Below are 22,015 nucleotides of genomic sequence, written 5' to 3'. Positions count from 1 at the left end.
CGAACAGATGTGCGGCACGCCCGCGCGGGTGCACGTCGCGGGCGCGTCGGCTGCTAGCGTCTACCGCGTGTCGCGGACCCGCACCGAACGCCTGGTCAACCTGGTGATCTGTCTGCTGTCCACGCGACGGTTCCTGACCGCCGCGCAGATCGCCGCGACCGTGCCCGGCTACGAGCACGACCCCGACGACGCGCGTGACCACGAAGCGTTCCAGCGCAAGTTCGAACGGGACAAGGCCGAGCTGCGCGAGTTGGGTGTGCCACTGGAGACCGGCACGGCGAGCGCCTTCGACGCTGAGCCCGGCTACCGGATCGCCCACCGCGAATACGCGTTGCCTGACATCCTTCTCGAACCCGACGAGGCTGCCGCGGTGGGCATCGCCGCACGGCTGTGGCAGCACGCCGGGCTGGCCGCCGCCGCGTCGTCCGGGCTGGCGAAGCTGCGAGCCGCCGGGGTGGAGGTGGACCCGCAGGCCACCCTCGGCCTGGAGCCGATGGTCACGGTCGACCCGGCGTTCGCGCCGCTGACCGCAGCCGCCCGGGACCGGCGCGAGGTCGGCTTCGACTACCGGGTGCCGGACCGCGACGCGCCCAGCCGTCGGCGGCTGCAGCCGTGGGGCGTGGTCTGCTGGCGCGGCCGGTGGTATGTGGTGGGCCACGACCTGGACCGGGCGGCGACCCGCTGCTTCCGGCTGTCCCGGGTCGTCGGCACGGTCCGGGTGACCGGTGCGCCCGGCGCGTACGAGCCGCCGGCCAATGTCGACCTGATCAGCCACGTGGCCCGCTGGTCGGGCCCCGTGGAACGCACCGGCCGGGCCACCGTGCTGGCCGCACCGGGTCGGGCCGCCGGGCTGCGCCGCTGGGCGGTGGAGGTGACCACCGGGCCGGACGGCGACCGGTTGGTCCTGCCGTTCGCGGACCCGGACGGGCTGGCCGGCCACCTGGTCGGCTACGGCCCGGACGTGCGGGTCCTCGACCCACCGGAGGTCCGCGAGGCCGTCATCCAACGACTCAAGGAGATCGCCGTCCGACACGACGAGCTGGCTGCCACCGGTGGTGCCCGGTGACGCGCCCGGCTGCCCGGGGCGGTTCCCGCGCGTCCGCCGATCGGCTGGCCCGACTGCTCAACCTGGTGCCCTACCTGCTGGCCCGGCCCGGCATCGAGATCGCCGAGGCGGCCGGTGACCTGGGCGTCACCGAGCGGCAGCTACGGGAGGACCTGGAGCTGCTCTGGGTGTGTGGGCTGCCCGGTTACGGCCCCGGTGATCTGATCGACATGGCGTTCGACGGTGACCGGGTCACCATCACCTACGACGCCGGCATCGACCGGCCGTTGCGGCTCACCCCGGACGAGGCTCTCGCGCTGGTGGTGGCGCTGCGGATGCTCGCCGAGACGCCCGGTGTAGCCAACCGCGAGGCCGTCGAACGGGCCCTGGCCAAGATCGAGGACGCGGGGGACCTGGTGGGCGCGCCGGTGGCGGTCCGGCTGCCCGGGGACACCCGGCGGGTCGAGGCGCTGCGTGCCGCCGTGGAGGGCGGAAAGGCGCTGCGGATCACCTACTACACGGCGGCCCGGGACGAGACCACCGAGCGCGTCATCGACCCACTGCGGATGCTCATGGTCGGCGGCCGGGCGTACGTGGAGGCGTGGTGTCGGCGCGCGGAGGCGGTCCGCCTGTTCCGGGCCGACCGGATCGACGCGATCACCGAGTTGGGCGAGCCAGCGGCCGTCCCGCCGCAGGCCGTCCCGCACGACCTCACGGAGGGTGTCTTCCGGCCCTCGCCCGACCTGCCGCTGATCACGCTGCGCATCGGCCGGGGCGAGCGGTGGATCACCGAGTACTACCCGTGCGAGCGGGTGGAGGCCGGCGACGGCGATCAGTGGCTCGTCTCCCTGCGGGTGACCGACCTGGGGTGGGCCCGCCGGTTCGTGCTGGGCCTGGGCCCGGACGCCATCGTGGTCGCCCCGGTTGAGCTGGCCGAGCAGGTACGGGCGGCGGCGGCCGCCGCGTTGGACGCGTACGCCGTGCCCGCCCTCACAGCCGCGCCCCGGATGCCCGCGTCTGATCCGGTGACGCTTGACCCCGGGGGTGCGCTCGGCGCGCCGTCGGGTGACCCGGCGGTGGCCGGCCGCACCCAGTAGGCTGACCGCCGTGCTGATCTGGATCGTGCTTGCCGTGGTGCTGCTTCCGCTCGTGGCGCTCGCGTTGGCCGTGCGCCCGGTGCTGACCCGGCTGCCTCAGCTGCGTCGCGCCGCGGTGGCGTTGCAGCGGCGGGCAAGCGAGGCCGAGGCGCTGCGGGAGACCGCCGAGGCGTTGCAGCAGCGCGCCGAGGGCATCCAACATCAACTCGACACCACGCAGCGGCGCATCATGGTGATCAAGGCCAAGCGCGGCTGATCGAGCCCTCGTCTCGGCGGCGGTTGACGGATCATCGCGCGTTGGTCAAGACTTCACTCTTTCGGCCAGACCACCACCACCCGGCGGGTGGCAACCAGCCGATCCACACGTACGATGGGCTGCGAACCACCCCTCGGACACAGAGCGACTGGAGCTTCTCATGGGTGCCCTCAAGCCGTGGCACATCGCTGTTCTCGTGGTTGTGCTGATCCTGCTGTTCGGTGCGAAGCGCCTCCCCGACGCCGCCCGTTCGTTGGGGCGGTCGCTGCGGATCATCAAGGCCGAGACCAAGAGCCTGCAGGACGACGACCGCGACCTCGCCGAGAAGGCCGACGCGCAGGCCGGCTACCAGCCGTTGCCGCCGCACGCCGGGCAGCAGGCGCCGTACGCGCAGCCGCAGCAGCAGGCGCCGGTGCAGCAGCCGGTCGTCGACCCGGTGCACCGCGTCCGCGACAACTGACCGAAGGGCCCCACCACCGTGGCCTTCGCACTGCGTAAACGCGGCCCGAGCACCTTTGAGCGGGCCGCCGACGGCTCGATGACGCTCATCGAGCATGTTCGTGAGCTGCGCAACCGCCTGTTCCGCGCCTCGCTGGCGATCGTTGGCGGCCTGATCGTCGGGTTCGTGCTCGCCGAACCGGTCTTCCTGCTTCTGAAACAGCCGTATTGCCGGCTGCCCGACACCAGGGACGCGTTGGGCAACTGTCAGGACCTCTTGGCGCTGGCACCGACGACCGGTTTCGTGTTGAAGCTGAAGCTGGCACTCTGGCTCGGCCTGATCATCGGCGGGCCGGTCTGGCTCTACCAGCTCTGGGCGTTCATTGCCCCCGGTCTGCACCGGCACGAGCGCAAATGGGCCTACGTCTTCGTGTCGATCGCCGCGCCGCTTTTCGCGGCCGGCGCGATGCTGGCCTACGTCGTCGTGGACAAGGGCCTCGGGTTCCTGATGGAGTCCGGGGTGGGCGGGCTCTCAAATCAGTTCGAGGTCGGCGCCTACATCGCGTTCATCACGAACATGATCCTGCTGTTCGGGGTGGCGTTCGAGTTCCCGCTGATCCTGCTCATGCTCAACTTCGCCGGGATCGCCAGCGCCCGGCGACTGCTGAGCTGGTGGCGGGCGGTCATTTTCATCTGCTTCGCCTTTGCCGCCATCGCCACACCAGATCCGGGTCCGTTCGGCATGACCCTGCTGGCGGCCTCCCTCTCGCTGCTGTATTTCGTGGCGGTGGGCATCGCGTTCATCAACGACAAGCGGCGTGGGCGCGGTAAGGAGATCTACGCGGGCATCGACGACGACGAGGTGTCGCCGTTGGAGTTCGACAAGGATCCGGTCGTGGCCGGGCAGCGGGTCGACGCCACGGCGCCGATCGGCGTACCCGATCCGATCGCCCCACCGGCACCGATCGAGCGTCGCTACGACGACATGACCTGACGGCTGCGCCGTCCGGTCCGCCGACGCCGTCCCCGGTTCCCGGGGGCGGCGTCGCTGCATCCGCGACCTCACCGGCAGCGCCGACGCCGGGACTGATCGTGATGCCGCCCGCCTCTGGTGAACGGCGGGTGTCCGACCGGTACGGTGCTGCCCGTGACCGCAGACGATCACCCGCCCGGCCCGGTCGCCGTGCTCGCCAATCTGACCGCTGGTCGGGGACGGCACCGCGTTCTGCTGCCCCGGCTGCTGGACGGGTTGGCCGCCGCGGGCCGGCCGGTCCGGTTGCTGCCGGCGTCCAGCCCCGCCGAGGCGGAGGCGGCCTGCCGTGCCGCGCTCGCCGATGGTGCTGGCGCGCTGGTGACGATCGGCGGGGACGGCACCGTGCACCGGGCGTTGCAGGCCGTCGCCGGCACCGATGTGCCGTTCGGCCCGATCCCCGCCGGCACCGGAAACGACTTCGCCCTGGACACCGGTTTTCCGGCCGACCCCCTCGCGGCGGCGGACGTGATCGCGTCAGCGCTGCGCGACGGCCGGAGCTGGCCGGTCGACCTGGCCCGGATGACCGGGGCCGACGGCATGGGGCGCTGGTACGGGGCGGTGCTCGGGGCCGGGTTCGACGCGATCGTCAACGAGCGGGCCAACAGGATGCGCTGGCCGCGCGGCCCTCGCCGGTACGACCTGGCGATCCTGGTCGAGCTGGCCCGGCTGCGGCCCCGGCGCTACACGCTGCGCCTCGACGGGGTGCCGCACGAGTTGGACGCGGTGCTGGTGGCGGTGGGCAACTGCCCGACGTACGGCGGGGGTATGCGGATCTGCCCCGACGCCGACCCGACCGACGGGCTGCTCGACGTGGTGGTGGCGGGGCGGGTCGACCGGCGGACCCTGATCCGGGTGAAGCCGCGCATCTACCAGGGCACCCACGTCAGCCATCCCCTGGTGGCCAGCTATCGGGCCCGCACCGTGGAGATGGCCGCCGAGGGCATCACCACGTACGCCGACGGGGAACGTTCCCTGGACCTGCCGGTGACGATCACTGCGGTTCCGGGGGCCGTGCGGCTGCTGCGTTGACCCGTACCGCTCCGATGCTGGCCGCGATGACCAGCACGATGGCGGCGCACTCCAGCAGGGTCAGCGCCTGCCGCAGCACCAGCCACCCGGCGAGTGTGGCGATGGCCGGGCCGAGGCTCATCAGGACCGCGAAGGTGGCGGTGGGCATCCGCCGTAGCGCCAGCAGCTCCAGGGTGTAGGGCAGCCCGGAGGCGAGCACCGCGAGGGCGGTGCCGAGCGCCAGCACCTGTGGGTCGAGCAGCACCGCACCACCGTCGACGATGCCCAGTGGCAGCGTGACGAGTGCGGCGAGGGTCAGGGCCAGGGCCAGCCCGTCCGCGCCCGGGAAATGCCCGCCGACCCGGGCGCTCAGCACGATGTACGCGGCCCACATGGCGCCCGCGCCGAACGCGAAGGCGACTCCTGCCGGGTTCAGCCGGTCGAAGCCGCCCTGCCCGAGCAGCGCCACCCCGGCCAACGCCAGCCCGGCCCAGCCCCAGCTGGCCAGTCGTCGGGCGCTGAACACGGACAGCGCCAACGGGCCGAGCACCTCCAGCGTCACCGTCGGGCCCAGCGGGATGCGTTCGATGGCCTGGTAGAACAGCGAGTTCATGCCGGCCAGCGCCAGCCCGAACGCGCCTGCCGCGAGCCAGGCTGACCGGTTGTGCCCGCGCAGTCGGGGCCGGCACACGGCGAGCAGCAGCACCGCCGAGATCGTCAGTCGCAGGGTCACCGCGCCGGCCACGCCGGTGCGCGGGAACAGCAGCGCGGCCAGGGCGGAGCCGAACTGCACCGACAATGCCCCGCCGAGCACCAGGCCGACGGCGGCGACGCCACCGCGCCGGGCCGATGGGGTGTCGGTCGGCGCTGGTGCGGGCAGCAGTGTCTCGGTCACGGGCACGACGGTAGGCGGTCCCTTACAAGCACCCTCCGGCGGTGTCCACCTTGCGAAACGCGACAGTCCGCGCCGACACGGCAGTTAACTGTCGCCAACGCGGTGCTACCGGAATGCGGGCCAGTGCTCCGGCCTTCAGGCCGGGGTGAAGGCTCGCGGTTGGGAGGGCCGTTAGGCCCGGGCAGTGCCTTAGACGGCACCGCAACCACGGGTCAGGCCGGCAGGGCCAGGTCGAGCACGGCGCCCAGCCCGTTCTCCCGGCCCGGGTCGGCGGCCGGGAGCACCAGCACCGCGCAGCCGGCGGCGACCGCGCCCGCGTCCGCCGGTGAGTCGCCGACCATCAGCGTCTGCTCCGGGTCGACGCCGAGCATCCCGCACGCCCGCCAGAAGATCGCCGGGTCGGGCTTGCAGCGCCCCACCTCGTACGAGAGCACGAACGCGTCGACCAGGTCGGTCAACCCCCAGGCGTCGAAATGCGGTCGCAGGTCGAAGCCGATGTTGCTGACCACCGCCACCCGCACCCCGGCGTCGCGCAGCGCGGTCAGCGTGGGCGCGGTGTCCGCGTACGGCAGCCAGCCCTCGGCGATCAGCAGCCGCTCGTAGAGCGCCTCGGCGAAGCCGTCGATGCCCGCGTCGACGGTCTCGGCCAGCCCGGTGTACGCGCCCCGGTGGGCGTGTTGGTAGAGGTCCCGGTCGGCCCACAGCTCGGCCAGCCGGGGCGGCACCCGCGCTGGCAGTGGCCCGCCGGCGCGTCCGGCGGTCAGCAGCCGGTCGGCCAGCGACGTGGCGCGGACCCGGTCCAGGGTGACCCCGCACGCCGCTGCGGCCTCCAGCACCCACTGCCGGGGCTCCTCCACCTGGGCGAGGGTGCCGTGGAAGTCGAAGAGCACCGCCTTGACGGGCCGTCGGGACGCCCGTCGGGCGGCGGCCTCGGCGCTGCCCGGCGGAGGGGTGTGGGGCGGTTCGGCATGGTCCGGCACGCCGTGCACCCTACCGACCCCGGCCGACGGCCCGGCCGGACGGCCTTGTCGGGTGTCGTGTCACGGCACGCACTAATCTTGGTGCCATGTCGAGCCCCGCCGAGCGGTACGCAGCGGCGCGCCGCCGGGCCGCGCAGGCCTCACAGTTTCCGGCATTGGACGAGTTCGCCCTTGACCTGGGGTTCGATCTCGACGATTTCCAGCGAGAGGCGTGCCAGTCGCTGGAGCGGGGCAGCGGTGTGCTGGTCTGCGCCCCCACCGGAGCGGGTAAGACCGTGGTCGGGGAGTTCGCTGTCCACCTGGCGTTGCGCGGGCGGCCCGACGACCCGGTGCCCGCTGCCGACGCGTCGATCCCGCCGGTCCGGCGCAAGTGCTTCTACACGACGCCGATCAAGGCGTTGTCCAACCAGAAGTACCACGACATGGTCGCCCGGTACGGCGCCGAGCAGGTTGGCCTGTTGACCGGCGACAACGCGATCAACGGTGACGCGCCGGTGGTGGTGATGACCACCGAGGTGCTGCGCAACATGCTCTACGCGGGCTCCAGCGCCCTGCAGGGGCTGGCGTACGTGGTGATGGACGAGGTGCACTACCTGGCCGACCGGTTCCGCGGCGGGGTGTGGGAAGAGGTGATCATCCACCTGCCCGCCTCGGTCACCCTGGTCTCGTTGTCGGCGACCGTCTCCAACGCCGAGGAGTTCGCCGACTGGCTGGTCACCGTGCGCGGCGAGACCGCCGTGGTGGTCAGCGAGCACCGGCCGGTGCCGTTGTGGCAGCACATGCTCGTCGGTAAGCGAATGTTCGACCTGTTCCACGACGCTGACGCCGCCCGCAAGCACGATGTGCACCCGGAGCTGCTGCGCTACACCCGAGAGACCGCGCGGCGGCTGGAGCTGGGCGAGGGGCGCAGCGCGGGGCCCGGCGCCGGCCGCCGCGGCCCGCGCTGGCGGGGCCCGTTGCGCCCGGACATCGTCGACCGCCTGGATCGGGAGGGTCTGCTTCCGGCGATCCTGTTCATCTTCAGCCGGGCCGGTTGCGCCGCCGCGGTGCAGCAGTGTCTAGCCGCCGGGCTGCGGCTCACCTCGCCCGAGGAACGGACCGAGATCCGCCGTGTCGTCGAGTCGCGGGTCACCGCGATTCCCGGCGAGGACCTGTCGGTGCTGGGCTACTGGGAATGGCTCGACGGCTTGGAGCGTGGCCTGGCCGCCCACCACGCAGGCATGCTGCCGGTCTTCAAGGAGATCGTCGAGGAGTTGTTCGTCCGTGGCCTGGTCAAGGCGGTCTTCGCTACCGAGACCCTGGCGTTGGGCATCAACATGCCAGCCCGCTGCGTGGTCCTGGAACGGCTGGTCAAGTACAACGGCGAGGCGCACGTCGACCTGACCCCGGGGGAGTACACCCAGCTCACCGGCCGGGCGGGCCGCCGCGGCATCGATGTGGAGGGGCACGCCGTCGTGGTGTGGTCCCCGGAGACCGACCCACGGCACGTCGCCGGGCTCGCATCCACCCGCACCTACCCGCTGCGCTCCAGCTTCCGACCCTCGTACAACATGGCGGTGAACCTGGTCGGCACGGTCGGCGCGGAGCCGGCCCGTGCTCTGCTGGAGTCCTCGTTCGCCCAGTTCCAGGCGGACCGGTCGGTGGTCGGCCTGGCCCGGCAGGTGCAGCGCAACACCGAGACCATCGAGGCGTACGGCGCGGAGGCCGCCTGCCACCACGGCGACTTCGATGAGTACTTCGCGCTGCGGGTGGCGATCGCGGACCGGGAGAAGGCGATCGCCCGGCAGGGGCAGACCCAGCGCAAGGCCGCGGCTGTGGCGTCGCTGGAGCGGCTGCGGGTCGGCGACGTGATCCGGGTGCCGTCCGGCCGGCGGGCCGGGCTGGCCGTCGTGCTGGACCCGGCGACCGGTGGTTTCGGTGAGCCCCGACCGCTGGTGCTCACCCAGGACCGCTGGGCCGGGCGGGTCAGCCCCGGCGACTTCACCACTCCCGCCGAGGTGCTGGCCCGGATCCGGGTGCCGAAGCACTTCAGCCATCGTTCGCCGGGCGCCCGGCGGGATCTCGCCGCCGAGGTCAGCGGCCTCGGCCTGGACCGGCACGGCGGCCGACGGGGTGGCCGTTCCCGGCAGGTGACCGGCGAGGACCACCGGCTCACCCAGCTCCGCTCGGAGTTGCGGAACCACCCCTGCCACGCCTGCCCGGAGCGGGAGGACCACGCCCGTTGGGCGGAGCGCCGTCGGCGGCTGGAGCGCGACACCGAGGAGCTGCGCGAGCGGGTCTCCGGGCGTACCGGGTCCCTCGCGCGGACCTTCGACCGGATCGTGGCGCTGCTGACCGAGCGCGGTTATCTCGCCCGCGACGGCGCGGTCACCGATGCTGGGCGGATGCTCGGTCGGATCTGGACCGAGGCGGACCTGCTGGTCGCCGAGTGCCTACGCCGGGGTGTGTGGAACGGGCTGTCGCCGTCCGAGTTGGCCGCCGCGGTGTCCGTGGTGGTCTTCGAGGCGCGCCGCGACGTCGACGAGCGGGCGTCGTTGCCGCGCGGGCCGGTGGCCGACGCGGTGGAGGAGACGCTGAAGCTGTGGGGGGAGATCGAGGCCGACGAGGCGGCACGCGGGCTGACCGCGACCCGGGAGCCGGATCTCGGCTTCGCCTGGCCCGTCTACCGGTGGGCTCGGGGCGAGGCGTTGGCCAAGGTGCTCGGCAGCGGTCACGAGATCGACGGTGAGATGCCCGCCGGTGACTTCGTCCGGTGGGCGAGACAGGTGGTCGACCTTCTCGGTCAGATTTCCGACTCTGGCGGTGTCTCGCCGGAGCTGCGTTCGACCGCCCGACAGGCAATCGCGGCCATCAACCGGGGCGTATTGGCGTACCACACCTCTGCCTGATCCTCACATTCCATATTCATCGCTGACGAATCGACGTATCGGACTGTCACCGTGACAGCACCCCCCGAATAGCTCGGGGGGCGCTGTCGCGCCTGATCACGGCAACCCCGATCATTGCCCGAGCGCCTTTGTTGACGCGTCGCCAAGCATTGGGGAGAAACCGCCGTGGCGGACATCAATCACTTTGAGTACGGGTGGATTACGCCCGCGCTGAGTTACGCGTTGTCCGTGCTCGGATCGATCCTCGGGCTGGTCTGCGCCGGGCGTATCCGCACCGCGCGTACGGCCGGTCAGCGGGCCTGGTGGGGTCTGCTGTCAGCCTGGGCACTGGGCGGCACCGCCATCTGGGCGATGCATTTCATGGCCATGCTCGGCTTCGCCGTCGACGGCACCCGGATCCGCTACGACGTGCCACTGACCGCCGCCAGCACGGTCATCGCCGTGGTGGCGGTCGGTATCGGCCTGGCCATCGTGGGCACCGGTCGGTTGAACCTGGTACGTCTGATCGCCGGTGGCGTCTTCACCGGTGCCGGTGTGGCCTCGATGCACTACACCGGGATGGCGGCGATGCGCCTCAACGGCAGTCTGGGCTACGACACCATCCGGGTCGTGCTCTCGGTGGTCATCGCTGTGGTGGCGTCCACCGTCGCGCTGTGGCTCGCGATGACCGTCCGGCGAGGGCTGGCGATCTTCGCCTCCGCGCTGGTCATGGGCATCGCCGTGAACGGAATGCACTTCACCGGGATGAGTGCCCTGTCGGTGCACCCCCACGAACGTGCGGGTGGGGTGACCGGCGCCGAGGTGAGCACGCTGCTGGTGCCGATCGTGGTGGCGGTGATCTTCGGCGTGGTCGGTCTGCTCTATGCCCTGCTCGCCGCCCCGAACGACGACGACCGGGCCGCCGCCGCGTACCTGGACGGGCGGCGGGTCCCGGAGCCAGCGGCCGCGACGCCCGTCGCTGCTCCGGACCCGGTCGGGTTGCGCGCCCGCTCGACCCTCGGCCAGCCGGGCACCCCGTTCCCGTCCCGCCGGGACACGCCGCGCCGCTGACGCCGGGCGGCGTCCGTCACCACGGTGCGTCCGCGGTCAGCCGCGCTCGTCGCGGGATCAGGCCGGCGGGCGGCCGGGCCGACCGCCGTCGATGCTGAGGGTGGCCAGCAACCCGGGGTGGTCGGTCGCCCCACGCATGACGAGGGACCTGCGGCAACAGAGCTTGATGTCGAGTGTCGCGATGATGTGTTGCAGCGCGCCGTCGTCGACGCGCTGATGATCTGGCGGCGTGCAGGACCGCACGTCGGGGTCGCCGTCATCGCGGAGGTTGAGGTCGCCGCTGAGCACGGTGGGTGCATACCCGCCGTGCCTGCGGATCGTCGGCAGGATCGTGTCGAGGAAGTGGCTGCACTGGGCGAGCGCGACGTGGTAATCGGTTGCGGCCAGGTGCGTGGTGCAGGCGAGCAGAACGCTGTCGACGTTGACGCAGAGCCAGGGTCGTTCCTCGGGGTCCGCGAGGTCCTGCGTCGGGTGGATGCCCCTGTACACGGCGTGCGGGGTGTCCGGTGTCTGCACGTGCGTCAGCAGCCCGACGCCGTACGGTTGGCCGTTGCGGCACCGCGTGTCGGCGCCACTCCGGCGGTCGCCAGCAGCCTGGAACGCGGACACGGCGGACCGACCGGTGTGGACGGTGGCGAACACGCGCTCCAGGGCCGCCACGTCGTCCTGACAGATCTCGTTGAGGGTGACCAGATCGGGTGCCTCCGCGCTGATCACCTCTGCGGCTGTGGCCAGCGATCGGCCGGTGTAACAACTGGCGCGGCCGCTGTTGCAGAGGTTCATCTGAAGCACCCGCAGGATCGTGGGTTCGGCGGTCACTGCCGAGCTGGTCACCGACGGCGAGATGGTCACCGGCGGCTCGGCGGGCAGTCCGGCGGCGGCGAGCAGACACCCGACGGCCAGGGCTCGCCGCAGGAGCCGGTAGGAACGGTCGGCCACGGGGGCCTCCGGGTGAAGAGGGCGACAGTCTTCGGCGAGTTGCCACTGATCGTACTGTCGGACGGCTGCCGAGGGGGCACACGCGGTGCGCGTACCCCCTCGGGTCGCTCAGTGGGCGCGGACCGCGACGGCCGTGTACGGCGTGGTCGGGGTCGGTGGCGTGGTGAAGCGGCCGTTGGGACGTCAGGCGTTGCGGACCAACCGCCACCGGTTGTCCGCGCTGCCGTTGTCCGAGTCCTGTACGGCCTGCGCACCCCAGGCGGTCGACCCGTTCAGGATCCCCAGCAGCTTGTTGCTGTTGACGTTGCGGATCTTGTAGGTCCCGTCGCCGTTGTCCACGAGGATCCACCGGTGGTCCGCGGTGCCGTTGTCCGACCATTGCAGCACCCGGGCGTTGTCGGCGGTGGACATGTTCTCCACGCCCAGCACCTTGCCGCTGTTGACGTTGCGGAACCGGACGGCGTTGCCGTCGGTGACGACCACCCAGTTGTGGTCCGCGGTGCCGCTGTCGCCCCACTGCACGGCCAGACCACCGTCGGCGGTGGACATGTCCTGGACGCCGAGGACCAGCCCGGTGCCGACGTTTTGCAGGCGGTAGCTGCCGGTGGGGCCGCCGCTTCCGCTGGTGTTCCAGTAGACCGTGTAGTTGTAGCCGTGGGCGTCGTAGAAGGGGGCGAGGTTCACCGTGGACCCGTTGGCGGTGGCGGTGAACGCGAGCGAGCTGGTGCTGGTCCGGGTGATCGAGGAGACGGTGAGGGTGGGCAGGGTGCTCAGCGCCGTGTTGCCGTAGTTGCCGGCCAGCACTGCGGGGCCGTACGTGATCGCGCCGACGTTGGCGTTGTCGTTGGCGGCCTTGATCGCGACCTGCATCGGCAGCCGCACGGTGATGGTGTCGCCGGCGGCCCAGGTGCGGGTGACCGTGGCGTAGCTGCCCGGTGTGGTGGCGACGTTCTGCACCGTGCCGTTCACGGCGATCGTCGCGCCGCTGGTCCAGGACGGGATCCGCACTCGGATGCTCCAGGAGCCGCTCATCGAGCCGGACAGGGCCAGTGTGGTGGTGTCGCTGACCGGGAAGCTGGTGGTCTGGGTGACCGTGATGCCGCGCTGCGTCCAGTTCAGCACCGACGGCGTGAACAGGTTCACGCTCAGCGTGGTGCCGTTGTAGAAGTAGATGGAGTCCATCAACCTCGTGTTGATCTCCAGGCCGGTGCCCTGGCAGCACCAGAACGAGTTGTAGTCGGTGCTCCAGGTGCCGCCACCCCACGCCGGGCCCACACCCCGACGGCCACCCGGCCGCAGCGGGGTGAAGTAGGTGATGTGGCCGCGGCTGTCGGCCGAGTTCTGGCCGCCGATCAGGTGGTTCATCAGCGCGCGCTCGTAGTAGTCGAAGTAGTCGGCCCGGTTCGGGTCGAGCAGCCACAGTTCCCGGGTCAGTTTGAGCATGTTGTACGTGTTGCACTGCTCGCACGTGTCGTTGGTGAGGTAGCCGGCGATCGCGTTCGGCGGCCGGAAGTGCTCGGCCTGGCTGTTGCCGCCGATGACGTAGGTGTGCGCGCCGACGGTGATGTTCCACGCGTTGCTGGCGATGCTCCGGTAACGGGTGGTCCCGGTGGCCTTGAACTCCCGGGCCGCGCCGATCCACTTGGGCACCTGCGTGTTGGCGTGCTTGCCGTTGAGCTGGTCCTGGCCGGAGGCCAGCGGGTCGAAGATGCCGGCGTGGTCGAACCGCTGTGCGGTGGCGAGCCACCGGCTGTCACCGGTCTGCTGGTAGATGTCGGCGAGCACGTCGTTCATGCCCCCGAACTCGGTTCCCAGCATCGACTGCATCTGGCTGTAGCTCAGCCGCGACGTCCGGGTGTCGACCCAGCCCGCCAGCGACAGCAGCACCGTGCGGGCCTGCGTGTTGCCGATGTAGCGCCAGACGTCGAGCAGCCCGGCGAGGGTCTTGTGAATGCAGTAGTAGGGCACGTTGCCGTTGGACAACGTTCGTGCCTCGAGCGCGGTGAAGTCGGACTCCGGGAAGCCGGAGAGGTAACCAGCGCCGAATCCGGCAGCCCCGTTGTTCGCCTGGCACTTGGCCAGCTCGGCGACCATGTAGTTCGCCTTGTCCCGGCAGGTGGTGTCGCCCAGCACCGCGTACGCGTACGCCCACGCGCTCAGGAAGTGGCCCTGCATGTGGGTCCGGAACGGGAAGTTCGGCGCGTCCCAGCCGCCGTTGGTGGCGGCGCCGTTGGTGGACAGCCGGTGGTTGGCGCGGAAGTTGTAGAGCATCCTGTCGACGTCGACGAACCGCAGGTAGTTGAGCGTCCGCGTCTGGTTGTCCATCCAGCGACCGGAGGTCAGCCGCACCTGACCGAGGTCGAACGCGTACGCCGAGACGCCGATGTCCGACCGGGCCGGCGGGACCACGGCCGCAGCCGCGCTTCCGGCTGCGAGGGTGGCGCCGGTCGCGGAGAGCGCCACAGTGGCTCCGGCGGCCTGAAGGAGGTGGCGGCGGCTGAGGGGCAGGGGTGGCATGGGAACCTCCAGGAACTTCGGTACGGGGACGGGTGCGCTACGGGGTGATACGCACGGTGGCGTGCGGGCGGTAGGCGGGGGCCGGCTACGGTGATGGCGCCACCGGTGGCGGCGGGGTCGTCAGCGGAAACACGCACGAATGTCGCGGTCGTGGTGGAGCAGTTGCCGCCGTGGACGCGACGGGCTGCCCGGAGGCCTATCGCGGCACATCGATGTGATCGCTAACATAGTTGGTCGTTAACACGCCCGCAACCCCCGGGAGCACCTCGCCGATCACCCTGGCGCGTCGGTCCGGTGGCAGCACCCCGCAGCCCCTGGTCGGCGGCGGTCGAGAGGGTCGCCGCTGGTCCGGAATGGACACGGATGGGGCTTCTGGCCACCACAAGATAACAGCGCGTAACGGGCAGCCGTTGCCGAAGGGCGGCTGCCTCCCCGTTGACGTCGGCCGCACGGCTCAGTACGTCGCATCGTAAATCTTGGATGTCATGGTCGCTACATCCTTGCGGCGTTGTCGTTGCGACGGGCACCTCGCATCGCCCAAAAGTCCAGGTCACGTCCCGAGGAGAACATCGACAAGGATCTGTTAGCGCTAACACGATTGCCGCCCGTGCTCCTTCGCACGCGCACGGTGCAGCCCATTCGACCGGCAACCCGGAGAGCGGTGACTCGTGTCTGTACGCCGGGCACGACGAGGATGGTTCGACGTACTTCACCATGCGTGAGTGGCGGGTGTTCTCGTCGGCGGACATGGTGAACTGGGTCTGTGGTACGTGCGGTTGAACGCGGACATGATCTCCTACTCGGGCAGCGCGACGCGGATTTCGTTGACGACAGCGGGTTTCGGCACTCGGACGGGGAACGCCAGTCGGCCGACGCTGTACGAGGAGGGGCCGTGGGTGTTCAAGCGCAACGGGTTGTATTACAACGTGTTCGCGGCGGAGTGTTGTTCGGAGTTCATCGCGTACTCGACGGCTGCTGGGCCAACGGGGCCGTGGACGTACCGGGGGATGATCATGCCGCGGCAGGGCAGTAGTTTCACCAACCACGCCGGGGTCGTCGACTTCAACGGTGGTTCGTATTTTTTCTATCACAACGGGGCGTTGCCCGGCGGTAGTGGTTACACCAGGTCGGTGGCGGTGAGAAGTTCTCCTACACCTCCACCGGGATGTTCCCGACGATCACGATGAGCACGACCGGGGCGCCGTGTCGTGGAGCGGCACGCTGTCCAGTGCCAGCTTCTACGTCGAGACGGTCGCAGGCACCGACAGCCTCCTCGTCGACGACGCATCGTTGCAGTGATGCGCGGTGCCGGAGCCGTGCTCGCACCGCTCCGGCAGCACAGGGCCGCATTCCGGCGCCACGACCGGAGCGAACCGCACTTCGCGCGCCTCGTTACGACTTGACGAACGGCATGTTATCGCTCACAGTCGATGGTTGAGGGCGACCGCACCCTGTGGCTCACCGGGCGAGCCCGCTGGTCGCGCCTCGGAGCACGACGTCCGCCCAGGGCATGCCGGACGTCGTGTCGGAGCTTCCCACCACTGGTGCCGTGACGGCGACCGGGCTCTCGCTCGTCATGGTCCGCCACTGCGGGCCGACTCCGCGGCTGGACCGGCACTCGGCGTCCGCATCGCCGGTGTCGGTGTCACGACCTCGCGGGAGCAGATTCGGGCGCTGCGCCTCCATCACCGAACCACCACAGACAAGGAATTCGCATGAATCACAAGAGAATCCTGCGATTGGCGGTGACCGTCGCAGCCACCGGCGCACTCGCCGCCGGAATGACGATGACACTGACCTCCACGGCCAGTGCCGGCACGACCCTGAGGGCGTCGGCGGCCGAGAAGGGCCGCTACTTCGGCGCTGCCGTGGCGGGGCAAAAGCTCTCCGACAACACGTACGTGACCATCCTGAACCGCGAGTTCAACAGTGTGGTGCCCGAGAACGACATGAAGTGGGACGCCACCGAGCCGCAGCAGGGCCGTTTCAGTTACACCGGTGGTGATCGTCTGGTCAGTCATGCTCGGGCGAACGGCATGAGTGTGCGGGGTCATGCGTTGTTGTGGCACGCGCAGCAGCCGGGTTGGGCGCAGGGCATGTCCGGCAGTGCGCTGCGGAGTGCGGCGATCAACCATGTCACCCAGGTCGCGACTCATTTCCGGGGGCAGATCTATGCCTGGGATGTGGTGAATGAGGCGTTCGCCGACGGTGGTAGTGGTGGGCGGCGTGACTCCAATCTGCAGCGCACCGGCAACGACTGGATCGAGGCGGCGTTCCGGGCTGCGCGGGCGGCGGATCCGGGTGCGAAGTTGTGTTACAACGACTACAACACCGATGGGATCAACGCGAAGTCGACGGGCATCTACAACATGGTGCGGGACTTCCGGTCTCGTGGCGTGCCGATCGACTGCGTCGGGTTCCAGTCGCACCTGGGCACCTCGTTGGCCAGCGACTACCAGGCGAATCTGCAGCGCTTTGCCGACCTCGGTGTGGATGTGCAGATCACCGAACTGGACGTGATGAGCGGCGGCAACCAGGCCAACATCTTCGGCGCCGTCACCCGCGCCTGCATGAACGTCTCGCGCTGCACCGGCATCACCACGTGGGGCGTGCGCGACTGTGACTCGTGGCGTGGGTCGGACAACGCCCTGCTCTTCGAGTGCAGCGGCAACAAGAAGGCGGCGTACACGAGCGTCCTGAACGCCCTCAACGCCGGACCCGGCATCACCCCGTCGCCGACGACCCCTGGGCCGACGACGCCTGGGCCCACCACCCCGCCGCCCACGACGCCCCCGCCCACGACGCCTCCGCCGGGGCAGGGTGGTTGCGCGGCGTCGGTGTCGCTCAACTCGTGGACCGGTGGTTTCGTGGCCACCGTGAAGGTCACCGCCGGCTCGGCCGGCACGAACGGGTGGAACGTCAGCATGACGCTTCCCAGCGGTGCGAGTGTCACCAACACCTGGAGTGCCACGGCCAGTGGCTCCACCGGCACGGTGCGGTTCACCAACGTGGACTACAACGGCCGGCTCGGGGCCGGCCAGGTCACGGAGTTCGGCTTCCAGGGCACCGGCAGCGGGGCTGGCATGACGCCCACCTGCACCGCCTCCTGACCGAGCACACCTGACTGACCCGTCCCCGTCGGCCGGTGTGCGGGACCGTTCCTGGTCCCGCACACCGGCCGTTCGTGGTGCACGAGCCGATCAGGAGTACGCAAGGCGCAGCACCGACTGGTTGCCGATGCCCACGGTGCTGGGGTTGTTGCCGATCGCCGACCAGATCTCCACTCGGACGGTGCCGTTGCTCAGCGTGCCCAACGTGCCGGTGGCCGAGGCGAGGCCGGCGCTCTGGGTGTAGTGCTCGTAGCCGGGCACCGGGTCGGTGGCGAAGTAACGCAGCGTCTCCACTCGTTCCCAGCTGCCGTTGCCGGTGAGGTCGTAGGAGATCCGCACCTGCACGCCGTTGCCGACCGCTGACCCGGCGTCCACGAACAGGTCGAACGTGGTCTGCCCGCCGGAGTAGGCGAGGTTGAGGCCGGTCGCCGTGAAGACCTGCGGGTTGGTGGGCGTACCGTCGTGGTTTCCGTTGGCCGCCGCGACCGTCGTCGTGGCCGCGCTGCCGGCGGTGCCCAACCCACCCCCGGGCAGCAGGTACCGCGTCGGACTGCCCGAACTCGGCGGCGGGGTGGTCGGTGGCGGGGGAGTCGTCGGTGGGGGAGTCGTCGGGGGCGTGGTCGTCGGCGGGGGAGTCGTGGGTACCCCGCCGGCCGCGTTGCCACCGCTCCAGGTGTACGCCCCGGTGGTGGCCGTCTTGCCGGCACCCACGGTGAGGTTGGTGCCGTTGGAGAACGTCACCGTGACCGGCGACGCGGTCGGGTTCGATGCCACGTAGGTGCGCGCCCCGTTGCGCGAGAACACCGCCGACAGCGGGTGGTTGCCGGTCACTGTCGTGTCGACGGTGCCCAGGGCCGCGAGGTTACGGATCCAGTGGAAGGTGTGTGCCCGGCTCTCGCCCTCCTCCGGGGTGTAATCGGGGCTGGCGCGGAGATTCGTCAGCGCCGCGTCAGCATCGCCCAGGGCCTGGAACTGCCAGAGAATGTCCTGCCACACCGTCGGTTGCCCGCCGTTGTTGCGGACCAGCTCGGCGTAGTTGGTCCGCACGTACGCCGGGTTGTTGCCCAGGTAGAGATGTCCGCCGGTGACCGGCAGCAGGTTGATGCCCTGGATCATCTCCGGCTCGCCGCTGAACCAGGTGGCGTACGCGCCGCCGTCACCCCAGACCATGCCGACCGTCGAGTGCCCGAAGGCGGCGGGGAAGTTGTGGTCGCTGACGTCGAACCAGTATTCCTGGATGGCCGCGGCCTGGGTGGTGTAGAGGAAGACGCCGGCGTCGCGGACGGCGGTGTCGCCGGTGACCTGCCCCCACTGGATCAGGGCGTTGGCGAAGTTCATGCCCTCCGATGAGGACTCCTGGTTGTTGCCGGAGCCGAACGAGCCGTGCCCGGACGCCCAGTCGTGACCCGCGTAGATGTCGAAGTCGCGCAGGTACGGGAAGCGGGTGTCGTCGCGGCGGTAGTTGTTGGCGTCGCGGATCAGCAGGTCCACCATGCCGCCGTAGCGGCTGGTGGTCGCCCAGGTCGGGTCGAACTTGGCCAACGTCGCGGCGGCGGCGACGAAGTAGCCGTAGTGGAAGTGGTGGTCGTTGAGCTCCTGGTCGGAGCCGTACGACGCCGGGTAGCCGATCAGCGTGCCCCAGTTGTTGTCGTAGTAGAAGAGTTTGCTGGTCTTGCCACTGGACGCGGTGAACCAGTCGGTGAGCGTGTTGCGGATCGCGGTCAGCGCGCTGTCGCGTGTCGTGGTGTCGTTGACCAGGTCGGCGATCTCGGCGATTCGGGCGGCCCGGCCGAGCCCCTTGCCGGTCCAGTAGGTGTCGTTGCCGCGCTGATCCATCGGGTTCGCCCGGACGGCGGCCAGTTGGCCGGTGAGCGCGGCCAGGTCGGTGCCGCTTCCGTCGCCGACGGCCGGCAGCTCCGGCAGGACGCCCTGGAACTTCATGGCGGTGCGGAACTGGTTGACGCCGGTGAGCACCTTCATCCGGCCGCGGGCGGAGGGGTAGGTCGGTGTGATCGCGGTGGACCCGCTCAGTGACTTCCACTGGTGCGGGTAGAGGCTGACCACGGTCTGCGTGGCGGTCCCCTCCCGAGCGGTCGTGGTGAACGCGTACGTGGTGGTCAGGCCGCTGGTCGCCGGGTTGTACACGTACGACACCTGGGTGCCGGTGACGTGGGCGTGCGCGTACCGGCCGTAGGTCGCGGCCAGGTCGGCGCGTTCGGTTGCGCTCGACGTCGGCGGTAGGAGTGCGACGGAGAAGTAGCCCCGGCCGGCCAGGGTGGACGAGATCCGGCCAGCGGCGATGGTCCAGCTAGCGCCGCTGGGCGCGTACCCGACGTAGTCGTGGCCGTTGACCCGGAAGCCGATGGTGGCGCCGCTGTTGGACCAGACGTCGGGGGTGCCGGCGGTGCTGATCACCGCGTCCCCGCCGGTGGTCTGGAAGTACGCGAAGGGCAGGCCGTGGCCGATGGTGGCGCGCATGGTGCGCGTCCCGTCGCTCCAGTGCGGGCTGACCGTCCAGTCGGTCCAGCCGTCGACTTTGACCAGGGGTGCGGCGAGCCCGGCCACGCCGACCCGGATGTCCTGCACGTACGGGTAGTGGTATTCGCCGACGCCGGTGGCGGTGCCGCTGATGGCGGCTGTGGAGTTGGCTGAGAAGCCGAGGCCGTCGGTGAAGGTGTCGTACGAGGTCGGGTGGGCGTGCAGGGGTTCGCTGAAGGAGCAGTCGGTGCGCTTCCACAGCAGCGAGGACCACCAGTCGTTGGTGGGTATCGGGCCGGCGGGCGCGTTGGCGGTGGTGAACTGCCGGGGGTTGCTGGACATCGGACCGCACCCGCTGGGGAGCGGGCCGACGGGGGTGGTGGTGTAGCTGCCGGCGCCGACGGGTGCGGCTTCGGCTGCGCGGGTGACGGGGATCGCGAGGCCGCCGACGACCAGGGCCAACGCGGTGGCGGCGGCCAAGGCCCATCGGCGGTGGGGGACGGGAGGTGTCATGGTGCCTCCATCGCGCGCCGGGGGTGCGGCCCGTGCCGGGTCCGACGCGATGCGTCTGAAATGGGGGAGAAGATCGAGCGAGAGAGCGCTCTCACAGTCACGGTAGTGGAGTACTGAGATCCCCGTCAATGTGTCCGAGTCGTTGCGTGCTGATGTCGCTAGTTGCCAGCGCCCGCGCTTGTCGCGACGACCGACCCGTCAGACTCGTCGAGGTCGCCCAGCAGTGCCTCGGGCGCGCGCATCCGCCACGCGTCGGTCACGAGCTCGCTCAGGCGCTCGACGTCGACCGCCGCCAGGCGCAGCATCACCAGGGGCAGGCCCTCGTAGCCGGGCGTGGTGAAGAACAGGTCGGGCTCGCCGAGCAGCAGAGCCTGCTTCTCGGCCTCGTCACCGACGAACAGCACCGCGATGTCGAGGCGGATCACCCGCGGCTTCCCCGGGATGCGCTCCGGATAGGACCAGACGAAGCCCTTGTCGGCCACCCGGAAGTCGAAGCCGTCACTGGCGATCTCCACCGTCTGCGGCAGGGCCAGCGCCACACGGCGCACGTCATCGGCGTCAGCCACCGAACCCCCTCACACCGCCCACCATCAGCATGGGTTGAGATTACGCGGTGGACAGGTCGATGGCCGTGGCACCGAGGATGGTCCGGTTGCCGCCTTCCTGCACATAACCGACGACCGTGGCGTTCCGGGGATCGAGATCCGGGGGCACCGACAGCTCCATCCGTCCCCGCTCGGGGCTCAGGCTCACTGACACAAAGGCGCGTACGACGTTGTCCTGCCGCAACGTCCGCCCGGCGTTCTCCCCGCGGGCGACCTCGCTGACCAGATCGCGTTCCACCAGCGCCACGTTCAACACCGTGCGCTGCGGCGGCTGCTCGGCCTGATAATCCACCACCACCCGGTGCCCGCCGTCGGCGTCCTGCACGGACAGTGTGAGAGGCGTGGTCGCGGTCGACGTCAGGGCGGACGCGATGGCACCCGCCGCCCGTCGATGATCGGATCCGACGAACTCGACGGTGCCGTTGACGACCATCTGCGGGGTGTACAGGCGTCCGGTGCCGAAGGCGCGGGCGTACGTCTCCTGCCGTGCGGTGTACGACGCGTCCGCGAATCGGTCGGGCCAGCCCAGGTCGTCCCAGTAGTCGACGTGGAATCCGAGGGCGAAGACGGGCTGCCCCCGCTCCCGGGCGTCGCGCTCGATGTCGGTCAGCACCTCCTCGGCGGGAGGGCAGCTCGAGCAGCCCTGGGACGTGAACATTTCCACGACGGCGACGCCGCCGTCCGTCGACGGGTTCGTCATATGGCGCGTCTCCTCTCACGTACCGCCCGGGCGGCGCTGCGTTTCCCGTTACGGCCGAGACAATGCGCGCGGTGTCACCCCCCAGCCCGGCCTCACGGTGAGTGGTGGCGGGGTGGGTGGTTGGATGGCCTGGTGCAGTTCACCGTGACAGACGTGCCAGAGCGGGAGCGATTCGAGGCGCGCGACGAGGCGGGTGTGGTCGCCGGGTTCGTCACCTACCAGCTGACCGGCACCATCATCGCCTACACCCACACCGAGGTCGATCCGGCGTTCGAGGGCAGGGGCGTCGGGTCGACGCTGGCTCGCGCGGTCATGGACGACGCGCGGGCCAAGAAGCGGACCGTGGTGCCCATCTGCCCGTTCCTCGCCGACTGGCTGGTCAAGCACCCGGAGTACGAGGGCATCGTGGTCCGGACGACGCGCAAGGTCAAATAAGGCCCGAACGGGCGGGAGTCGCGCTACC

18 protein-coding genes and 1 pseudogene are annotated in these 22,015 nt (G+C 70.4%); 11 read left to right on the top strand and 8 right to left on the bottom strand.

The features are described from left to right. Positions 1 to 67 precede the first annotated feature (67 nt). The 6 genes from ACLQ28_RS21510 to ACLQ28_RS21485 all read left to right on the top strand — a co-directional run bounded on the left by ACLQ28_RS21510 (position 68) and on the right by ACLQ28_RS21485 (position 4,898). A complete protein-coding gene (locus tag ACLQ28_RS21510; protein WP_425688060.1) occupies positions 68 to 1,066 on the top strand; it encodes a helix-turn-helix transcriptional regulator in 999 nt (332 codons plus the stop codon). Continuing rightward, positions 1,063 to 2,142 (top strand): helix-turn-helix transcriptional regulator, encoded by a 1,080-nt coding sequence (locus ACLQ28_RS21505; RefSeq protein WP_425688059.1) that lies wholly within the window; start codon positions 1,063 to 1,065, stop codon positions 2,140 to 2,142. The genes ACLQ28_RS21510 and ACLQ28_RS21505 overlap by 4 nt, the downstream gene beginning before the upstream one ends. 10 nt (positions 2,143 to 2,152) lie before the next feature. Next, positions 2,153 to 2,398 carry a hypothetical protein gene (locus ACLQ28_RS21500; protein ID WP_425688058.1) on the top strand — a complete coding sequence of 82 codons (246 nt, stop codon included), beginning with the start codon at positions 2,153 to 2,155 and terminating at the stop codon, positions 2,396 to 2,398. Positions 2,399 to 2,558: 160 nt separating this feature from the next. Beyond that, complete coding sequence (gene tatA / locus ACLQ28_RS21495) at positions 2,559 to 2,858, top strand: Sec-independent protein translocase subunit TatA (protein WP_425688057.1); 300 nt, start codon at positions 2,559 to 2,561, stop codon at positions 2,856 to 2,858. A gap of 18 nt (positions 2,859 to 2,876) precedes the next feature. Next, positions 2,877 to 3,830, top strand: coding sequence for a twin-arginine translocase subunit TatC (tatC, locus tag ACLQ28_RS21490; RefSeq protein ID WP_425688056.1), 954 nt, complete (start codon positions 2,877 to 2,879; stop codon positions 3,828 to 3,830). A gap of 144 nt (positions 3,831 to 3,974) precedes the next feature. Continuing rightward, complete coding sequence (locus ACLQ28_RS21485; protein WP_425688055.1) at positions 3,975 to 4,898, top strand: diacylglycerol kinase family protein; 924 nt, start codon at positions 3,975 to 3,977, stop codon at positions 4,896 to 4,898. Here the strand turns inward: ACLQ28_RS21485 and ACLQ28_RS21480 are convergent. Continuing rightward, entirely contained in the window at positions 4,861 to 5,778 is a 918-nt protein-coding gene (locus ACLQ28_RS21480; protein WP_425688054.1) for an EamA family transporter, read from the bottom strand. The two genes, ACLQ28_RS21485 and ACLQ28_RS21480, sit on opposite strands and share 38 nt — an antisense overlap. A gap of 206 nt (positions 5,779 to 5,984) precedes the next feature. Beyond that, entirely contained in the window at positions 5,985 to 6,752 is a 768-nt protein-coding gene (locus ACLQ28_RS21475; RefSeq protein WP_425688053.1) for an HAD family hydrolase, read from the bottom strand. An 86-nt stretch (positions 6,753 to 6,838) separates the two neighbouring features. Between ACLQ28_RS21475 and ACLQ28_RS21470 the strand changes: the two genes are divergently transcribed. After that, entirely contained in the window at positions 6,839 to 9,640 is a 2,802-nt protein-coding gene (locus ACLQ28_RS21470) for a DEAD/DEAH box helicase (RefSeq protein ID WP_425688052.1), read from the top strand. A 165-nt stretch (positions 9,641 to 9,805) separates the two neighbouring features. Further along, complete coding sequence (locus ACLQ28_RS21465; protein WP_425688051.1) at positions 9,806 to 10,690, top strand: MHYT domain-containing protein; 885 nt, start codon at positions 9,806 to 9,808, stop codon at positions 10,688 to 10,690. A 57-nt stretch (positions 10,691 to 10,747) separates the two neighbouring features. Here ACLQ28_RS21465 and ACLQ28_RS21460 read toward each other — a convergent pair whose 3' ends face one another. Both ACLQ28_RS21460 and ACLQ28_RS21455 read right to left on the bottom strand, forming a co-directional pair. After that, on the bottom strand, positions 10,748 to 11,629 hold the full coding sequence (locus ACLQ28_RS21460) for an endonuclease/exonuclease/phosphatase family protein (protein WP_425688050.1): 882 nt from the start codon (positions 11,627 to 11,629) through the stop codon (positions 10,748 to 10,750). Positions 11,630 to 11,812: 183 nt separating this feature from the next. Beyond that, positions 11,813 to 14,146 (bottom strand): beta-L-arabinofuranosidase domain-containing protein, encoded by a 2,334-nt coding sequence (locus ACLQ28_RS21455; RefSeq protein WP_425688049.1) that lies wholly within the window; start codon positions 14,144 to 14,146, stop codon positions 11,813 to 11,815. A gap of 672 nt (positions 14,147 to 14,818) precedes the next feature. Here ACLQ28_RS21455 and ACLQ28_RS21450 point away from each other — a divergent pair. Further along, positions 14,819 to 15,350, top strand: a pseudogene (locus ACLQ28_RS21450) (family 43 glycosylhydrolase); the annotation flags it as partial. 254 nt (positions 15,351 to 15,604) lie between these two features. On the opposite strand, the gene ACLQ28_RS21445 reads toward ACLQ28_RS21450, so the two are convergent. Beyond that, positions 15,605 to 15,832, bottom strand: coding sequence for a hypothetical protein (locus ACLQ28_RS21445; protein WP_425688048.1), 228 nt, complete (start codon positions 15,830 to 15,832; stop codon positions 15,605 to 15,607). 29 nt (positions 15,833 to 15,861) lie between these two features. Here ACLQ28_RS21445 and ACLQ28_RS21440 point away from each other — a divergent pair, with 29 nt between their 5' ends. Beyond that, positions 15,862 to 17,256, top strand: a complete 1,395-nt coding sequence (locus ACLQ28_RS21440; protein ID WP_425688047.1) for an endo-1,4-beta-xylanase — start codon at positions 15,862 to 15,864, stop codon at positions 17,254 to 17,256. 90 nt (positions 17,257 to 17,346) lie between these two features. Here the strand turns inward: ACLQ28_RS21440 and ACLQ28_RS21435 are convergent, their stop codons facing one another. From ACLQ28_RS21435 to ACLQ28_RS21425, 3 genes are all read right to left on the bottom strand, one after another. After that, positions 17,347 to 20,247, bottom strand: a complete 2,901-nt coding sequence (locus tag ACLQ28_RS21435; protein ID WP_425688046.1) for a glycosyl hydrolase — start codon at positions 20,245 to 20,247, stop codon at positions 17,347 to 17,349. A 158-nt stretch (positions 20,248 to 20,405) separates the two neighbouring features. Further along, entirely contained in the window at positions 20,406 to 20,813 is a 408-nt protein-coding gene (locus ACLQ28_RS21430) for an MmcQ/YjbR family DNA-binding protein (RefSeq protein WP_425688045.1), read from the bottom strand. Positions 20,814 to 20,853: 40 nt separating this feature from the next. Continuing rightward, entirely contained in the window at positions 20,854 to 21,552 is a 699-nt protein-coding gene (locus ACLQ28_RS21425) for a DUF1223 domain-containing protein (protein WP_425688044.1), read from the bottom strand. 144 nt (positions 21,553 to 21,696) lie between these two features. On the opposite strand from ACLQ28_RS21425, the gene ACLQ28_RS21420 reads away from it, so the two are divergent. Continuing rightward, on the top strand, positions 21,697 to 21,987 hold the full coding sequence (locus ACLQ28_RS21420) for a GNAT family N-acetyltransferase (RefSeq protein WP_425688043.1): 291 nt from the start codon (positions 21,697 to 21,699) through the stop codon (positions 21,985 to 21,987). Positions 21,988 to 22,015: the final 28 nt, after the last annotated feature.

This window comes from Micromonospora sp. DT201 (genome assembly GCF_049841575.1).
In the GTDB taxonomy this organism is placed as follows: domain Bacteria; phylum Actinomycetota; class Actinomycetes; order Mycobacteriales; family Micromonosporaceae; genus Micromonospora.
Note: the sequence above shows the minus strand (reverse complement) of the source record. Positions and strands in the feature narration are given on the sequence as shown.